General features: G+C 60.0%; 11 protein-coding genes and 1 pseudogene. 3 read left to right on the top strand and 9 right to left on the bottom strand.

What is annotated here, in order from left to right; translation table 11 throughout:
* Positions 1–63: 63 nt before the first annotated feature.
* The 3 genes from PL640_RS20670 to PL640_RS20660 are packed head-to-tail and all read right to left on the bottom strand — an operon-like array spanning position 64 to position 3431.
* Positions 64–1335: an ABC transporter substrate-binding protein gene (locus tag PL640_RS20670; RefSeq protein WP_065116468.1), complete on the bottom strand. Its 1272-nt coding sequence runs from the start codon at positions 1333–1335 to the stop codon at positions 64–66.
* 24 nt (positions 1336–1359) lie between these two features.
* Positions 1360–2526 (bottom strand): mandelate racemase/muconate lactonizing enzyme family protein, encoded by a 1167-nt coding sequence (locus tag PL640_RS20665; protein ID WP_271363324.1) that lies wholly within the window; start codon positions 2524–2526, stop codon positions 1360–1362.
* A complete protein-coding gene (locus PL640_RS20660) occupies positions 2523–3431 on the bottom strand; it encodes a dihydrodipicolinate synthase family protein (RefSeq protein ID WP_271363323.1) in 909 nt (302 codons plus the stop codon). Before PL640_RS20660 ends, PL640_RS20665 begins: the two co-directional genes overlap by 4 nt.
* Before the next feature lie 115 nt (positions 3432–3546).
* Here PL640_RS20660 and PL640_RS20655 point away from each other — a divergent pair, with 115 nt between their 5' ends.
* Positions 3547–4458: a 2-dehydro-3-deoxygalactonokinase gene (locus PL640_RS20655; RefSeq protein ID WP_271363321.1), complete on the top strand. Its 912-nt coding sequence runs from the start codon at positions 3547–3549 to the stop codon at positions 4456–4458.
* Positions 4459–4575: 117 nt separating this feature from the next.
* Here PL640_RS20655 and PL640_RS20650 read toward each other — a convergent pair.
* A pseudogene (locus PL640_RS20650) lies at positions 4576–4677 on the bottom strand (ABC transporter permease); the annotation flags it as partial.
* A 198-nt stretch (positions 4678–4875) separates the two neighbouring features.
* Between PL640_RS20650 and PL640_RS20645 the strand changes: the two are divergent.
* Positions 4876–5364, top strand: coding sequence for an Rrf2 family transcriptional regulator (locus tag PL640_RS20645; RefSeq protein ID WP_142843115.1), 489 nt, complete (start codon positions 4876–4878; stop codon positions 5362–5364).
* Between the two features lie 23 nt (positions 5365–5387).
* On the top strand, positions 5388–5855 hold the full coding sequence (gene panD / locus PL640_RS20640; RefSeq protein ID WP_142843117.1) for an aspartate 1-decarboxylase: 468 nt from the start codon (positions 5388–5390) through the stop codon (positions 5853–5855).
* Positions 5856–5887: 32 nt separating this feature from the next.
* Here panD and PL640_RS20635 read toward each other — a convergent pair whose 3' ends face one another.
* The 5 genes from PL640_RS20635 to PL640_RS20615 form a co-directional block, all read right to left on the bottom strand.
* Positions 5888–6409 (bottom strand): Rrf2 family transcriptional regulator, encoded by a 522-nt coding sequence (locus PL640_RS20635; protein ID WP_271363318.1) that lies wholly within the window; start codon positions 6407–6409, stop codon positions 5888–5890.
* A gap of 131 nt (positions 6410–6540) precedes the next feature.
* A complete protein-coding gene (locus PL640_RS20630) occupies positions 6541–7893 on the bottom strand; it encodes an MATE family efflux transporter (protein ID WP_271363316.1) in 1353 nt (450 codons plus the stop codon).
* 31 nt (positions 7894–7924) lie between these two features.
* Positions 7925–11305 carry a non-ribosomal peptide synthetase gene (locus PL640_RS20625; protein WP_271363314.1) on the bottom strand — a complete coding sequence of 1127 codons (3381 nt, stop codon included), beginning with the start codon at positions 11303–11305 and terminating at the stop codon, positions 7925–7927.
* Between the two features lie 13 nt (positions 11306–11318).
* Complete coding sequence (locus tag PL640_RS20620; RefSeq protein WP_271363313.1) at positions 11319–12386, bottom strand: LLM class flavin-dependent oxidoreductase; 1068 nt, start codon at positions 12384–12386, stop codon at positions 11319–11321.
* 39 nt (positions 12387–12425) lie between these two features.
* Positions 12426–16985, bottom strand: coding sequence for a type I polyketide synthase (locus PL640_RS20615; RefSeq protein ID WP_271363312.1), 4560 nt, complete (start codon positions 16983–16985; stop codon positions 12426–12428).
* Positions 16986–17024: the final 39 nt, after the last annotated feature.

Below are 17024 nucleotides of genomic sequence, written 5' to 3'. Positions count from 1 at the left end.
GCGAATGATGGCCATGGCCCTTTACGGGCCATGGCAGGACAACAAGATCAGGACAATGGGGGATCAACCCTTGATGGCTTCGGCCTTTGCCTGCATGGTTTTCGCCACCTCCGCCGGATCGAGATCCTGAATGATCATCCGCTGGCTTTCTTCCATCACCATCTTGCTGAACTCGTTGTAGAAAAGCTCAAGCCCAGTCGGAATGCGGTCGATACCGGCTTCAGACGCGGCCTTCATCGTTTCGATCAGCACCGGAAAATGCGGGATGGTCTTTTCAACACCCGAGACATCCGCCTTCGGGCTTGGCGGGGTGTTGCCGCCAAGGGTGGCGTAACTGCGCTGGAATTCCGGCGTCATCGTCAGCTTGATGAAATCCCAGACCAATGCCTTCTGGTCGTCGGGAATATCGGCCGGCATGGCCAGCACGTTGGACGAGCCGCCAAGCGGCGGATGAAGCGGCGGCGCGACATAAACGATGTCACTCTTGGCCGAACCCTTTTCAGTCGTGCCATAAAGCCACGGTCCATCGAGCCGCATGGCCATCTTGCCATCGGCAAACAGCTTGCGCACGTCGCTGGCGCTCATGTCGACCGGGCTGATGCCGCTCTTCATCACGGTTTTCCAGCGTGAAAGGCCCTCGACCATCTGGGGCGTATCGATGGTGATGTTGCCATCCTTGTCGGTCCAGTAAGCGCCGGCATCGATGATGTAGTTCAGCATTTCCGTCAGATATTGCCCCGGACCACCCTTGGTTTCGTGGCCGGTGCCGAACTGGTCGATGATGCCGTCGCCGTTCAGATCCTTGGTCGTGGCTTTTGCAGCGGCCAGAAACTCGTCATAGGTCTTCGGAACCGCAACGCCCGCTTCTTCCAGCAGCTTCTTGTTATAGGCCATGACGAAACCGAAATAGTTGGTCATGATGCAGACGGTTTCGCCGTTCCATTCGCATTTCTGCTGGCCGGCCCAGCCGGTCATGTCGATGCCATCCTTCTTCAGCCACGGGTCAAGCGGTTCCAGCCAGCCGCTATCGGCAAACATCTGGAATTCGAAGGACGCCAGATGCACGATCTGCGGCGGCTGGTTGGCGGCGAAAAGCGTGGTCATCGTATCCGCGTAGGAACTGCGCTCCGCCTTGGTGAATTCGATCTTCACCCCCGGATGCTGTTTCTCGAAGGCGGCGATGGCGGAATGCCACCATTCGCCCGTTCCGGCATCGTCGGTCTGCCAGGAAATGAACTTCAGCACGGTATCAGCCATGGCGGGCGCAACAGCGCCCATGGTCATCAAAACGGCGGTCGCGGTGCTGAGCGCCAGCTTTTTCATTCTTTTGGTCATGGTTTCCTCCTCCAAAAAACCAAATCAGATACGTTCAATCAGACCGAGCGCCGCCTCCGACGGTCTTACCCCAAGTCCCGGTCCGGACGGCAGGTGATACCTGCCTTCGCGGCAATCCATGTCGCCGTCCAGCAGGCGGCGGTTCGGCTCGAAGATCGAGTGCTGGAATTCGTGTCCCTTCAGCATCGACAATGTCGACGACGCCTGCAGGCTGGCGGCAAGGAAGATGCCGGCGCCAACGGTGGCGTGCGGGATCACGTCAATGCCGTGTTCGGCGGCAAGGGCGCCGATGCGGATGAAATTGGTAATGCCCTTATGGCCCATTTCCGGCTGCACGATCGCGATGCGGCAGCGTTCGATGCGGGCGCGCATATCCCAATGGGTGCGCCATTCCTCACCGACGGCAATCGGCACGTCGGTATTCTTCGAAACCTTCTCCAGACCGGCAATGTCCTCCGTCCAGACGGGCGCTTCGGCGAACCACGGGTCGAAGGGCTGCATTTCGGCAATCAGTTCCAGCGCCCGTTCCGGCGTCTGGTTCCAGTGCATGTCGGCGGCAATCTTCGCCTGCGGCCCAAGCACCTGCCGGAGATTGGCAATTTCGGCCGCCGGGCCATCATCAGCCACCGGCGTTGCAAATTTGAAGGCGTTGAAACCGCGATCCTGCCAGTATTCCGCCAGTTCCCCGCGCGCCTTCAGCGTTTTTTCAGGCAGACCGGAAACATAGGCCGGAAACGTATCTACCCCGCCGCCGAGAAGGTCGCGAACCGATTTGCCGGCTTCCTGCCCGGCAATATCCCAGAGCGCAATATCGAGTGCGGCGAGCGCATCGACGTAAAAGCCGCCGGTATAACCACGCACCCGCATCATGTCGTAGAGGTCGTCATAAACAGCCGAAGGATCGGACGCATCGCGGCCGATCACGAAACCGGCGAGAAGATCATTGATGAGGGCGGCGACCGCGCCGGGGGCGACGATGCCATAGGTCTCGCCCCAGCCGACGGTGCCGGCTTCGGTCGTCATGCGCACCAGCACGCTGCGGTCGAAGGTGGGGTAGACCGTGCGATTGCCCTTGCGCACGATGTAGCCGTTGGGATTGACCACCTCGCCTTCCCTGAGCGCGCCAAGATAGGGCACCTTGCGCGGCTGGGTCAGCGTGAAGACTTCGACTGTTGCGATGGGGCTGTTCATGCGGCCTCCGCGGCAACAAGGCCGAGTTCGACCAGATTGGCGTCAATATCGGCAATGGCCGCCGCATCAAGCTCGGGTGTCGGCGCACGCACGCCGACGCCTTCGATCACGCCGCGACGGGCGAGCACATATTTGGTCAGCCGCATGCGATAGACCGCCTGCAACACCAGAAGCGGCAGGGTGCGGACATAGATCCGGCGAGCCTCTTCCTGCCGCCCGGCGACAAGCGCCCGGTCGATGGCCACATGTTCCTCGGCGATCTCCAGCGCCGGCATGGCCGCCGTAGCACCTCGGGCATATTCGTCGAGAATGTAACGCGCGCCGCCGCCACCGATGACGCCCTTCAGTGTCGAAGGCGCATGGGCGATGATGTGGCTGATGGCCGGGCCGGCGGGAAGCGTTTCTTCCTTGACATAGGTCACCTGCGGCAAGGCGCGCACGATCTCCACGATCGCCTGCGGCGAAAGGTCGGAGCCGCGCGGCGCAGGCGCATTCTGCAGGATGATTTCAACCTCGGGTAGCACCTCGACGATCCTGCCGAGGAATTCGATCAGCGCCGGCGCATCCGTGCCGACCGACTTGGGCGGCTGCACCATCAGGTGGCGAATGCCGAGCACCGATGCCGCCCGCCCATGCTCGACCACCTCGCGCCAGTCGGCCGCACTGGCGCCGGCCACAACAGGCACCCGGCCGGCCACCGCATCCACGACGATCGTCAGCAGCGTTGCACGCTCGGCGGCATTCAAAGCCTCCACCTCGCTGGCGAAACCGGGAAACACGACACCATCCACGCCCTTGTCGAGCGCAAAGACCACCAGCCGCTTCATACCCGCTTCGTCAATGCCGCCATCAGCCAGAAACGGCGTGGGCAGAACAGGCAAAATCCCCTTGAGGCCAGCCACCATCTTTCTCCTCCCAATTAAGTATCATATTTTGATACCTTGAATTCACTAATTGACACTACATAGACTCGCACCCTATGACAAGCCCCAAGATGAAATGAACGAGGAGGTTCAAGACATGGCAGCAGCGGCGACATCGATCATCGTTGATTGGGGAACGACATCACTGAGGGCGGCGCTCGTTGGTGAAGGCGGCGAAGAACTCGATCATCTGGAAACCGCCGACGGTATTTCGAGCCTTGGCAAGGGTGAACATGAGGCGGCGCTGATGGCGGCACTCGCACCCTGGTTCTCGCGCCACGGGACCTTGCCCGTCGCCGCACTCGGCATGATCACCAGCCGCAATGGCTGGGTTGAAGTCGCTTACGTGCCATGCCCCGCAGGCCCGGCGGAACTTGCCGCCGGCACGGTGCGCAGGACGCTGCCGAACGGCTCCGACCTCGTCTTCTTGCCGGGTCTCAACGACCCCGCCCGCCAGCCCTTTCCGGATGTGATGCGCGGCGAAGAAACCCAGATCGTCGGCCACGGCCTTGGCGAAGACGCCACCCTCATCATCCCCGGAACCCACAGCAAATGGGCGCGGGTGAAGGCGGGGCGGATTGACGGTTTCCAGACATTCGTGACCGGTGAAATCTTCAACCTGCTCATCAATCATTCCTTCATCGCGCGCGGTTCAACGCAGCCGCCGGTCGATGATCCCGAGGCCTATCGCTGGGGTCTGAAAGAGGCAAAACGATCCGCCGCCATGCTGTCGCTGCTGTTTTCGGCGCGCACCGGCGGGCTTGCCGGCCGGCTTTCGCCGGATCAGCTGCGCTCCTATGTGCGGGGACTGGTCATCGGTCAGGAATTTCGGCAGGCCCGCGATGCCGGATGGTATGCGGAGGGAGACGAGGCAGCTATCGTCGGCAATGATGGGCTGAACGATCTCTATCTGGTTGCCGCAGATGTGTTCGGGCTTAGGACATCGATCGGCGCGGACGACATCCTGACGAAAGGGGCGCTCGCCGTCCTCAAACAGACGCTTTCCTGAGCGCAGACCATCGCCGGGTGCAATCCCGACAGATCAGGGTTCAGGCAGAGCCTGTTCCTTTCATGAAACGAGGCGGCCCATAGGCCGCCTCGTTTTGGTATCAGCACAAGCCAGACCTCAGGCAGGTCGTTCTTCACCCGCATTCGGCCGCCAGGTGATCAGCCTCTTTTCGGCGATATCGAGAATGAGGTCGATGATGAGAACGAAGACGGCGAGAATGCGGACCACCAAAGTTTTCACCGCAAACCGCCCGCAACGCGGACGATCCGGTTGCTCGGAGTTCCATCCGCCATTTCCCGATACCGCCCTCCGACGCAATATTTTTTTATGACAGGGTCCTAAAGAGCAAATCCTGCTCGTCTAAACAACGAGAGAGAATTTGAACGTCCTGTCTCTCGGTGTGAGGAGAACCATGTGATGTATCTGACCAGGGAATCTGAAATCGCCATCGGCATTCTGACGAACTTCGTACACGAAACAGAGGAAGCCCATACGACGAGAAAGCTTGCTCATCGGCTTGGGGTCACAAAAGATCACGCCGCAAGGGTGGTCGCAATTCTGGTCAGAAACGGGCTGCTGCAAAGCAGGCGCGGACGGACCGGCGGCATCGTTCTCAATGTGGATCCCGAAAGTCTTTCCGTGGGCATGATCCTGCGGGCAACACAGCCGACGATTGTCAGGCGGCCGCGCACACGCAATGCCAATCCTTCCGGCACGGCGGGCATTTTTCACATGCTGGCGGAAGCAACCTCCGACTATTTCATCGAACTGGCGGACACCTGCAAGATAACCGATGTCACCCCGACGAAGCTCAGCAGTTCAAAGTGTCGCAGCCGACGAATGACGCTGCCAGCGCCATCTGCGGGAGAAACCGAAGCTGTAAGCCGGTTGAATGCGACAATCTGAAATCATGTTGAGGAGAGTTGCATTTGATACGCATCGTCAGAGCCAAGCTACACGGCATCACCGTAACGGGAGCCGATCTTGATTACCACGGGTCGATCACTCTGGATCCCGAGCATTGCGACCTCGCAGGTATCAGGCCTCTTGAATTCGTCGATATCTGGAACAAGCAAAGCGGCGCCAGAATTTCGACATATGTGATTTTCGGCGAGGCAGGATCAAAATGCTGCATCTTGAATGGTGCGGCGGCACGCACCTGCCAGCGTGGCGATCAGGTCATCATATGCTCGTCGTCTTACGTTCAGGAGAGCGCGCTTTATGACACCGCGCCCATGGTCCTGACATTCACGCCGAAAAACGACGTGAAGGATGTTCTGCGCTATCGCGTCAAGGAAACGGCACGTCGTCCCTTCGACTTCTTTATCGAAACCCTGCCCAATGGGCAAAACACCGATATGGAAGACGAGGAGATGGCAGATCGAGCCATAGCCTGAAAAAATGCGCCGGCCTTAACCGGCTGGCGCATCTAGATGCGATAGCCGGACTGTCTGGCGACCAGAGGCTGAGGCTGGTCATCATCTGCCATGGAGATCGTTGCCTGGTGGCGGGACGCCATCAGGCCGCAATCCAGACAACTGACACGGAGATTACTGTCAGGAGCAATCAGGTCGGCAACCGTGAAGCGATCGAGAAGGCGGGCAAAAAAAGACGATGTCGTGGAGACGATGCGGCCAAGCAATGCTTCGGCGTCCGACTGGGGCAACGGGAGGTTATCTGCGCCTTCCCCGAGCAATTCGGGCTGTATCAGCCGCAGCACCTCGGTCAGCTTCACTGCCTCCGGCTCCCTTGCCAGTTTAAGGCCGCCACCGGGACCTCGTTCGCTCAGCAGCAGACCGTTTCGCGCCAGCAGGGCGACAACCTGATAGGTGTGGTCTTTCGTAGAACCGATTTCCTGCGAGACCTTTTGAACCGATACGATTTCGTTCCCCTGTCGCGCGCATACTGCAAGTATGCCAAAGGCGATTTCAGTCTGCCGTTTCAGATGCATCGTTTATGAACGTCCTCATGACGAGTTGGGGATCGTCGATCCGGTTCTCACACTACCGTGTTATATCGCTCCGTTCAATTGTTCCAGGGATATAAGCCGGCCTCCGGCATGCCGTATGGATGATCCTGCCCCTATTGCCTTACCTCGCGCGCGAGCCAGCGCTGCAGGAACAGGCCGCCCTTTATGGTTTCCTCGATAATCAGCGCCCACCATACGCCCGTCACTCCAAGATTAAGGAACGAGCAGAAAAACCAGGCCATGGGAAGGCCGAGCCCCCATGTCACTGTCAGGCTGACCAAGACCGGCCAGCGGACATCTCCGACAGCCCGCAGCGATTGAAACAGGATCGTGTTGAATGCAAATCCGGGCTGAATGAATATCGTCAGAAACAGCAGGCTGCCGACCAATTCGATGATCGCCGGGTTGTCGGTAAACAACCGGGTATAGGGAACCGAGGCGAGCCAGATCAGCGTGGCAAGCCCGGTTGTTGCGGCTGTCGCGATGCTTGCTGACCGGAGAGCCTGACGGGTCGCCGCGTCAAGCTTGCGTTCGCCGAACCGGTAACCGATCAGAACTTCGTTGCCCTGACTGATTGCCATGACGACAACGATCAGAAAAGCCATGGCAAGCATCGTGTAAGTGCGCCCCAGCACGGCCTCGACGCCAAATCTGGCGACCAGCCCCAGAAGAATGATCTGGTAAAAACTGTAGGCGATGTAATCGGTCACGCTCGGCAAAGCGATTGCGATCATCCGCCGGGCCGTCGCCAGACGTGCAATGGTATCGGCAAGCGAAAAACGCAGCCCGAGCTTGCGCACCAGAACCGGCGTCAGAACGGCAGCGGTCAGCAGGCGAACGCTCAGGGTGCCGATTGCCGCACCCGTCACGCCCATGCCCGGCAGAGGCCCGGCTCCCAGAATGAGAACCCATTCAGCAAGGAGATAAAAGGCCGATACCCCCACCCCGAATGCCAGGATCAGCCGGCTGTGACCGAATGCGCGCAGGCAGGCCAGACCGGCAGCAATGAAGCCGTTAAAGACCATGGCAACCGCGACGATGTTCAGATAAAGGCCAGCTTCAGCACTCAGCGACGTCGAACCCGCCAGTTGCTCAAGCACGAGGGGTCCCGCAACGATCAATGACAGCCCAAGCGCAAGACCAACGATCGTGTTGGTCAAAAGCGCGACCGCAACCACCTGCCGCGCCGCCTCCACCTCACCCCGGCCAAGGTGCCGGGAAATGACGATGACGGCGCCGATGCCGATAAGTCCGGATAATTCAAACGCTATCAGCAGAACCTGTTTGGCGACAGCAACGGCGGCCGCGGCTTCTGCCGAATAGGCACTTATGATCGCCGTATCGGCCAGATTGACGAAGAAGCTCAGCAGCGAATGAAGCAGGAGCGGAAAGCTCAGCTGGAATAAGGTGGGCTTTCCATGCGTGTTGATGTCTTCTGTCCCGGCGGTTGCGGCGCCCTGTTCCATGGCTGTTATCCTGATCGGCTTCATGGACAGGTCAGGCGAAATTGCCTGACCTGATGCGCCGCTGCAATTGCCGTTCACGCCCCTGTACCCTGGTGTCGCTTCGCCCACGTCCACTCTCCGATGGCTCGGCTTTGCCCTGCTGCAGATCGATTATGTGGCCAGCCAGCGTTTGCAGTGTCGGAAAACGGAAGAAATCCGTGACTTCCAGCTCGATGCCAAGCGCATCGCGAACCCTCGCGGGCATGGCGACGATCAGCAGGGAATCGCCTCCCAGCTCGAAAAAATTGTCGCTGACGCCAATATCCTCGCGCTTCAGCATCTGCTGCCAGACGGCGTGCAATGCCTGTTCGACCCGGTTTCCCGGAGAACTGATTTCGGAAACCGACCTTTCCGAGCGATCCGGCAGCGGCAGACGCTTGCGATCCACTTTGCCATTCGCATTCATGGGAAACTCTTCCAGAAGAATGAAATGCGACGGCACCATGTAACGCGGCAACCGAGCCGAAAGCGCCCTGCTGAGCCGGATACCCATGGCACCCTTGTCGACCTTGCCGGAGCGATCCTCAAGGAGAACATAGGCCAGAAGCTGCTCCCTGTTCGCATCGAGCAGAACCAGAACCTGATCGACCCCCTCTTCTTCCTGAAGCAGGCTCTCGATTTCTCCAACCTCGATGCGATAGCCGCGCAATTTGATCTGGAAGTCGGTTCGTCCAACGAAGTCCAGATTGCCGTCCGGCCTGCGCACGACAAGGTCACCCGTTTTGTAAAGGCGGGAGCCCGGCGCAAATGTCCGGTCATAGGGATCGGGAACGAATTTTTCGGCCGCAAGCGCCGGCCGGTCCCAGTAGCCACGGCTGAGGCTTATGCCACCAATGTGCAGCTCTCCCGGCACGCCTTCGGGAACGGGATCCATATAGGCGTCGAGGACGAGGAACGAGGTGTTATCCAGACGGCCGCCGATCGGCACCTTGCCGCTTCTGGAATGCGCCTCCTCCACCAGCAATGCACCAGCCCAGATCGTCGTCTCGGTCGGGCCATAGACATTCCAGAGAGAACCGATCTTTTGAATGAGCCGGCCGGCAAGCTGGGCATCGAGAGCTTCGCCGCCGCATAGTCCGGTGAGGGATTTTTTTCCTTCCCAGCCGCTGTCCAGCAGCATTCTCCATGTGGCAGGGGTCGCCTGAAAATGCGAAATATCATATTCGCCGATCGTCCTTCCCAGCTTCTCGGGTTGAAGCAGAAGATCCGGTTCGCGCATGACGGCCGTGGCGCCGACGCTCAATGGCCAGAGCATTTCCAGAACGGAGATGTCGAATGCCGGCGTCGTCACCGAGAGCATCCGGTCTCCAGCCCCTATACCGGGGTGGCGCGCCATGGACTGGAACTGATTGAGCAGGCCCGTATGCGTAATCGGCACTCCCTTGGGTCGCCCCGTGCTGCCGCTTGTGTAGAGAATATAGATGTCACTGTTATCAGGCATCGCCGGAAGCCGGGCTTCCGGCTGATCCGCAAGATGATGAACGGGATCGATGCAGGCAATGCCGGGGAAAAGCCCCGCATTGTCAGTCAGCACCAGAACCGCTGCGGCATCCTCCAGCACGTAACCGATCCTGTCTGCCGGGTGGCGCGGATCGATCGGAACATAGACCGCGCCGGCCTTTATGATCGCAAGGAAAGATATGATGCAGCTCGCCTGCCCCGGCAGCGAAACCGCCACGCGCATTCCCGGTTTCACTGGCTGGTCCAGTGTCAGAAGCGCTCTTGCGAGATTATTCGACGCCTCTTCGAGCTGACTATACGTCCAGCTCCTGTCCAGGCATTCAATGGCAATCTTTTCGGGATGGAGACGTGCCGCACCGCTTATCAGGTCGTGCACCCCCTTGACCGGGAGAGGCCGCGCCACGAGCGCGCCCGCCGACAGAAGACCCTCACGCTCGCCGGCGGAGATATATTCGAAGGTCGGTAAAAGCGCGTCGGGGGAAGCAACGACCGACCGCAGCAGGTTTTCAAAATGCTCCAGCTGTCGCTCCATCCGCACCGCCTCGAACCGGCCGGACCGGTACTCGACGGTGACGAGCGCGCCCGATGCGCGCTCCATGATCATCCAGCTCATGTCGAGCTTTGCTTCCGCGACCGGTATCGCTTCCTGCCTCACCCGCAGGCCGGCATTGCCCAGATCGAAGCCCTGCGCATTCTGCTGCCTGTAGCCCTGGGTCTGGACCTGAAAGGAAATCTGGAATGGCGAATTTTCCACCCCTTCGCGGTTGCTGCCCAGCACATCCATCAACTCCGCAAAGGGATAGTCCTGATGTTCCAGCGCGTTGGCGAAATCTTCCTGTATGCGTCTCGCCCAGTCCCGGAATGACATGGCCGGGCTGAGATCATTGCGCAACACGATCGTATTGGTGAACAGGCCAATCAATCCTGCCAAATCGGGATCGCTCCGACCGGCAACGGGGACGCATACGGCAAGGTCACGGCGACCGGTATAGCGATGGTGCAAAAGCTGGAAAACGGCGGCAAACACCACAAAGGTCGTCGTACCGAGCCTGGCGGCCAGAGCAGACACTTCCGCCATCAGATCCTGCGAAATCTCTTTCACCAGCGTTTCGCTGGCCATGTCAGCCGTTTCGTGGCGGGGATAGTCGGCCGGAAACTCCTGCGGCTCGAGATTTTGCAGCCGGTTGACCCAGTATTGTTTTTGCCGCTCGTAATCCTTTGTGCCGGACCATTTTTGCCTCGCGCGGACAAAGTCGCCATAGGATTGCGGCAAGGGATCGAGGGCCGGTTCCTGACCGTTCGCCACAGCAGCGTAACACAACGAAAATTCACGCATGAGAATGCCGCGCGACCATCCGTCGGCAACCGTATGATGAAAAACGAACACAAGAATATGCTCGTTTTCTCCAAGCTGCAGCAGATGCGTGCGCATCAGCGGCGCCTTGGACAAATCGAAAGGGGTGCGGGCGATCCGGCCTATCGCATCGTCACAATCGGAAGCAGACATGTTCCGGCAATCGGAAACGACCAGTTCGGGCACCATACTGCCGTGAACCTGCTGCCACGGTCTTCCCTCTTCGAGCGGAAACGCCGTGCGCAACGGCTCGTGCCGTGCGACGAGAATTTGAAGCGTGCGGATGATGGCGTCGTGGTCCAGCGGGCCATCAATATGCCACCTGAACGGAATGACATAGGCCGAACTATCAGGGTAGATCTTCTGCTGCAGCCAGAAATGCATCTGCGATGACGTCAGCGGCAATCGCCCGGCAACACCGGCATCGCCGTCGTCAGGCGCAACATCCTGCCAGGACATGCCACGTGCTTCAAGCTGCGAGCGCAGCCGTGCCCGCTGCTCCGGGTCAAGATTTGCGATGCGGTTACGCAATAGAGCAATCGTTTCGGCATTCGACATCATCGCAAATCCTTCAGACCGCTCTGGCAACACGAACCGGCGGGCGGTTTGCTTCCACGAGTTTCAGCAGAAATGGCAGGCTGCCCATGACGAGGTCGTAATCCTGAACGAAATCGATCAGGCAGGCGATTTCATCGACGCCCATCTCCGCCAATGTGTCGACCGTCGACTGGCAGCTTTCCGGCGTGCCGATCAGCGACCTGCCTTTCATGAAACCCTCGATGCCGAACTCGATCAGGCTGTCGAGGTCGTCATCGCTGAAGTTATCGAGCGTAATGTCGACACCCATGCTCCGCCCAAGGCCTTCGAGAAGATGATAATGCGTGCGAAGATAATCTCCGAAAGGTTTGGAAACATTTGATTTTACCTTACCGGCATCATCGCCCAGAAACGTGTGGACCATCATGCTGACGGTTCCCGCCGCCGGATCATGCCCATGTTTTTCCCGCGACTTGCGGTAGGCCTCTATCTTCGGCGCAAGCGACTCCGTCGTCTCACCAAGCAGGGCCGTCAGAACATTGAGGCCACGGCGGCCTGCTTCGATGAAAGTCTCCGTGGACTGGCATGCAACCCAGAAGGGGATGCGCGACTGCACGGGCCGCGGCAGGGTTTTTGCGTCAACGATGTTACCGTCCGCATCCTCGAATGCGACCGCCTCACCGGCGAGAAGACGGCTGATCTGTTCATAAGAGCGCCACATGGTGCTGCGGCGGTTCCCGTGCGGTTCCTTCGAGAAAACGAATTCATCTTTGGTCCAGCCGGCCGCAATCGCAATGCCTGCCCTGCCGCCGGATAGATTGTCGACGACCGCCCATTCCTCCGCCACCCGGGCAGGATGATGCAGGGCGGCAACGACGCTGCCGGCCCTCAGCTGTACCTTACGCGTGACCATCGCCAATGCGGCACTGACGATCGAGGGATTGGGGTAGAGGCCCCCAAATGCGTGGAAATGCCGTTCCGGCACCCACAGTGCCTCCAGGTCATTCGCATCCGCAAACTGTGCGCTGTCCATCAACAGGCGGTAGTTTTCCTGACCCGGACGCGACCCGTCACCGTCAAAATAAAAAAGGCTGAATTTCATCAGAATGATCCCGATTGTGTGTGAGCGTTATCGGCGTCTTCAACGCCCGGCCTCGACGTCATCAAGCATCGAGGCAAGCATATCCGCCTCATGGTTGCGGGCGTCGAGCCCCTCCTGAATGACCCTGGCGAGGCCGGCGGCCGTCGGTGCGTCGAAAAGCAGGGCCCGCATTGGAATTTCAACGTCGAAACGCTTTCGAAGCCGGGCGACGACCTGGATGGCGAGCAGCGAATGCCCGCCGAGTTCGAAGAAATTGTCGGCAACGCCGATACCATTTATCCCGAGAAGCTCCGCCATGATGGCGACGACTTCTTCCTCAAGCGGCCCCTGCGGCGCGGCATAGGCGGCCGACACCCCGCTGCGGGCGGATTTCTGGCCGTTCACCGTGGTGTCGTCGGAACCCTGGACGTCCGCTGCCGGACGGTTTTCGAGATCATAGGGCGTGACGACGATTGACGCCGGCGAAGCCTGCGAAAGCACCAGCGCCGTGATCTGCCAGACCTCCTCCGGGGTTATTTCCCGATGGGCGGCATGGCCAGCCTCCGTCGCGTGAACCGACGCGCAGGCATCCCAGTTGACGGATTTCCAGACCGGACCAGACGCGTGCCTTTTTGCGGAGACGAAAGCATCCAGATAGGCATTTTCCGCAGCGTATCGGCCAAGGCCTTTGCCACCAACGATCGATGAGAGCGACGACTGGACAAGCACGAAAATGTCGCTGCGCTGTCCAAGAACGCGATCAAGGGCGTCAATGGTACCGGATTTTACGGTCTGAAGGCTTTTGGCGTCGAAACTTTCATTGCCGAGCAGCCCGAAATACTGGTCGCCCATCGCGGCCGTGTGGAAAACACCCTTCACGGTGCCGAGGCTTTTTTCTCCCTCTTCCAGTACGGAGCGAAGCCATTTCGCCTCACTGACATCCCCGGAAAAGAGAAGATAGTCCTTGCCAGGGGTTCCGAGCGATCTGAGCGTCTGGATGAAAAGGCTGACCGGATGACGGGGGCTGTGAGATGCAAGCCAGCGCTCCCAGTCCGGCACCAGCGGAATTCCCGCGCGACCCGCCAGAATGACTTTTGCTCCAGCTTTGATGAGCGCGCGGGCATAGACCAGCCCCAGCCCTCCCAGAAGTTCGCCTATGACAAGATAGGTTTCACCGGGCTTTGCAAGGGAACCGGCTTCAGCATCGCTGAGTTCGACCCGCTCATGGGAGAGCGCGAACAAAATACCGTCGCGAAGGGCATAAATCTGCTCCCCTTCGACCAGAGGCGAAGAGACGACATCCCGAATATATTTTGCCGCATTTGCGTCCGGCAGACCCTGAACATCGATACTGCGGCACGATAGTCCCGGCAGTTCCTGGCTCAGCATCCGCGCCAGCCCGTTAATCCGGGCTTTGGCGGGCTGAACCTCATCGGCGGCAAAAATACCGTGCATGGACCTGCCGATGAATGTCACATCCGGACGCAGGGCGCCACCGGCAAGCGTTCTGGCAAGAGCAAGCGCAAAATTCCACGCGGCGTCCGGCAGGTCCGTATCCGCCAAGCCGAAACCGCTGATGATCTGATCCGGCGTCCAGTTCTTTTTGGCGAGATCGTCGAACAGGGCAAGCAGATGCTCGGCGCTCGCCGGATCGATCGTATAGGCTTTCTCCGCAGCGCTGAATGTCGCTCCCTCACCCACAAGAACCGCATCGATCCCGTGCGGAATTTCCGGAAGAGCCGCGCCGAAAACAAGCCAGCGACCTTTGGCGGCTGCCGATACGTCGATTTTCAACGGCCGCGTCTTCCACACCGGCTGATGGAACCATTCGGCCATCGGTCTGTGGGTTGCGGCAGCAGCCGTTTCTCGCCCAACCGTGGGTGGCGCAATCCAGTATGATTGCCGCTCGAAATGATAACCCGGCAAACCCACGCGGCGGCGCGGCGATCCATTGTCGAGCGCCTCCCAGCGGACATCGATGCCGGCCAGCCATAGCTGTCCAAACGCCAGCAACGCATGGTCGGCAGCGTCGACCGTTCCGGCCGCATCCGGCAGGGACGTTACGATGCGGCAATCATCATTCGCCTGCTGGCGCGCCAGCCTTGACAGCGTCGAGCCGGGCCCGACCTCCAGCAGAATGGGAGCGGAAAGTTCGAGAAGATGTTTCATCCCGCCGCTGAAATTTACCGCCCTGCGAAGATGTTCGGTCCAGTATGCCGGGCTGCGGGCCTCTTCGGGTCGCAGCCAGTTTCCGGAAAGATTGGACATCACGTCGATTGACGGCGCAGAGAGAGCGATGTCGTCGAACAGGCCCGCAAACTCCTCAAGGATCGGCTCCATCGCCGCACTGTGAAACGCATGCGATGTCCTGAGCAGCCGGCAGCCGGCCCCGTCCTTCTCCAGCCGTTCGGCAAACCGGCGCAGAACCTCCGTGTCGCCAGCAACAACGCAGCTACCCGGGCCATTCACGGCAGCTATTTCCAGCCCCTCATCCAGCCGGGCGCGCAGATCAGCCTCGGTCAACATGACCGACAACATTCCGCCGGCGGCGCAACCCTGCATCAACCGCCCCCGTGCCAGCACGAGGAACATGGCATCCTTGAGGGAGAACACGCCGGCGAGGCAGGCGGCGACATATTCGCCAACGCTGTGGCCAATCATGGCCCGCGGCTGCAAACCCTTGTGCATCCACATTCTGGCCAGCGCATATTCGATGGCAAATAGCGCAGGCTGGGCACGGTCCGTGCGGTCCAGCCCGGTATTGGAGGCATCCGGCCCTGCAAGAAGCAACGCCCGGATTTGAAGATCGTCCGGTATCAATGACAGGCATTCATCGAGTGCTGCCCGGAAGTGCTCTTCGCGCTCATAGAGTGACCGGGCCATTCCCACATGCTGGCTGCCCTGACCCGGGAACATGAATACCAGGCTTGGGTCATGCTGCGGGATCTGGCCTGTGGCGAAACCGGGCCCGGAGGCGGCTTTCAGTCTCTCGACGGCGTCGGATAATGTCGTCGCAAGCGTGATGGAACGGTGGTTGAAGGTCTCTCGTCCCGTCTGCAGCGTATGGGCAACATCGGCAAGGGACACCCCCTGATGTTTTCCGGTTTTCGAAAGCGCATCCGAAAGGGAAGATTGCATTGCGGCGAGCGAAGCGGCCGAACGTGCCGAGAGCGGCAGCAGCAACGCGCCCGTCTCGCCTTCCGCCGATTCCTGTCGTGCGGGCGCTTCCTCTATGATCACATGGGCATTGCTGCCCCCCATGCCAAATGCACTGATGGCGGCGCGGCGCGGCCTGTCGGCATCGGCTTTCCAGTCGGATTTGCCTGCCGCCACCCGGAAGGGGCTGCTTTCAAAATCGCAGGCGCTGCTGGGCGTCGTGAAGTTGCCGCTCGCCGGCAGGCATTCATGCCGCAGGGCAAGGACAGTCTTGATGAGCCCGCCAATGCCGGCCGCGGCATCCATATGCCCGACATTTCCCTTGAGTGAACCGATGAGGCAAGTCCGGCCTTCGGCGCGAAGCGACGGCCCGTAGATACGGTTCAGCGCGGTCAGTTCGATCGGATCGCCGATCGCGGTCGCGGTCGCGTGGGCCTCCACATAATCCACTGCCGAGGGAGCTATGCCCGCATTGGCCAGCGCCTTCTTGAGAACAGAGGCCTGGCCTTTGACGCTCGGAGCCGTCAATCCCACCTTGGAGCTGCCGTCGTTACCGATCGCCGACCCGGCAATAACGGCATAAACCGTATCGCCGGCCGCCCTCGCATCGCCAAGGCGCTTCAGGATCACGGCGCCAACGCCGTTGGTGAATATGGTGCCGCTGGCAGCCGCATCGAATGGCCGGCATTGGCCATCGGGAGCACCGATGCCCCCTGCCTCATAGAGATAACCGGCAGGCTTGGGCTGGCCAATGGAGACAGCACCTGCCACCGCCATCTCGCATTCGCCCAAAAGCAATGCCTGAACGGCGAGATGCACCGACACCAGACCGGTGGCGCAGGTTGCCTGAACGCCCACACTCGGACCCTCAAGATCGAGGTGGTAAGCCACGCGCGATGCGATCATGCCGGAAACATTGCCGAGCCCCGCCTGCAGCGGTGCCACGCTGTCGCGCAGGGACGGGTCGGAATGAATATGGGTGAAGTGATAATTCAGCGAACCGCCGGCATAAACACCCGTGCGGCCCCGGCTTTTCCCGCTTCCGTAACCGGCATGTTCCAGCGCGTTCCAGGCGCATTCCAGAAACACCCGTTGCTGCGGATCAAGCAGCTGGGCTTCCCTTGGCGCATAACCGAAAAACCCGGCATCAAAAGCGGTCGGATCGCTGAACCCACCCCAGACCCTGACATAGTCGGACTGCCCCGACAATTGTGGGTCGATACCGGCGCTTTCGAGATCCGCATCCGTGACCGCCGTTAATCCAGAGCCGCCACCGGCAAGCAGCTGCCAGAACCCGTCAATATCATCGGCACCGGGAAAACGGCCTGCGAGGCCGATGATCGCGACGCGCTCATCATGGCGTTTCTGGAAAATCTCCAGACGCTCCCGCGCGTCGCGCAATATTCCGAGCAATGTCGCCTGATCGGGCTGACTGCCGGCCCCGGCCTGTTGTTTTACGTTCATCGGCGATGGCTCCGATCATCAATTGCATGAAAAGCGTGA

The organism is Agrobacterium sp. ST15.16.024, from assembly GCF_027956545.1.
GTDB lineage: Bacteria > Pseudomonadota > Alphaproteobacteria > Rhizobiales > Rhizobiaceae > Agrobacterium > Agrobacterium cucumeris.
Note: the sequence above shows the minus strand (reverse complement) of the source record. Positions and strands in the feature narration are given on the sequence as shown.

Coding starts and splice junctions, on each gene's coding strand:
- PL640_RS20670 (WP_065116468.1), bottom strand. CDS start 1,335: ATGACCAAAAGAATGAAAAAGCTGGCGCTCAGCACCGCGACCGCCGTT.
- PL640_RS20665 (WP_271363324.1), bottom strand. CDS start 2,526: ATGAACAGCCCCATCGCAACAGTCGAAGTCTTCACGCTGACCCAGCCG.
- PL640_RS20660 (WP_271363323.1), bottom strand. CDS start 3,431: ATGGTGGCTGGCCTCAAGGGGATTTTGCCTGTTCTGCCCACGCCGTTT.
- PL640_RS20655 (WP_271363321.1), top strand. CDS start 3,547: ATGGCAGCAGCGGCGACATCGATCATCGTTGATTGGGGAACGACATCA.
- PL640_RS20645 (WP_142843115.1), top strand. CDS start 4,876: ATGTATCTGACCAGGGAATCTGAAATCGCCATCGGCATTCTGACGAAC.
- PL640_RS20635 (WP_271363318.1), bottom strand. CDS start 6,409: ATGCATCTGAAACGGCAGACTGAAATCGCCTTTGGCATACTTGCAGTA.
- PL640_RS20630 (WP_271363316.1), bottom strand. CDS start 7,893: ATGGAACAGGGCGCCGCAACCGCCGGGACAGAAGACATCAACACGCAT.
- PL640_RS20625 (WP_271363314.1), bottom strand. CDS start 11,305: ATGTCGAATGCCGAAACGATTGCTCTATTGCGTAACCGCATCGCAAAT.
- PL640_RS20620 (WP_271363313.1), bottom strand. CDS start 12,386: ATGAAATTCAGCCTTTTTTATTTTGACGGTGACGGGTCGCGTCCGGGT.
- PL640_RS20615 (WP_271363312.1), bottom strand. CDS start 16,985: ATGAACGTAAAACAACAGGCCGGGGCCGGCAGTCAGCCCGATCAGGCG.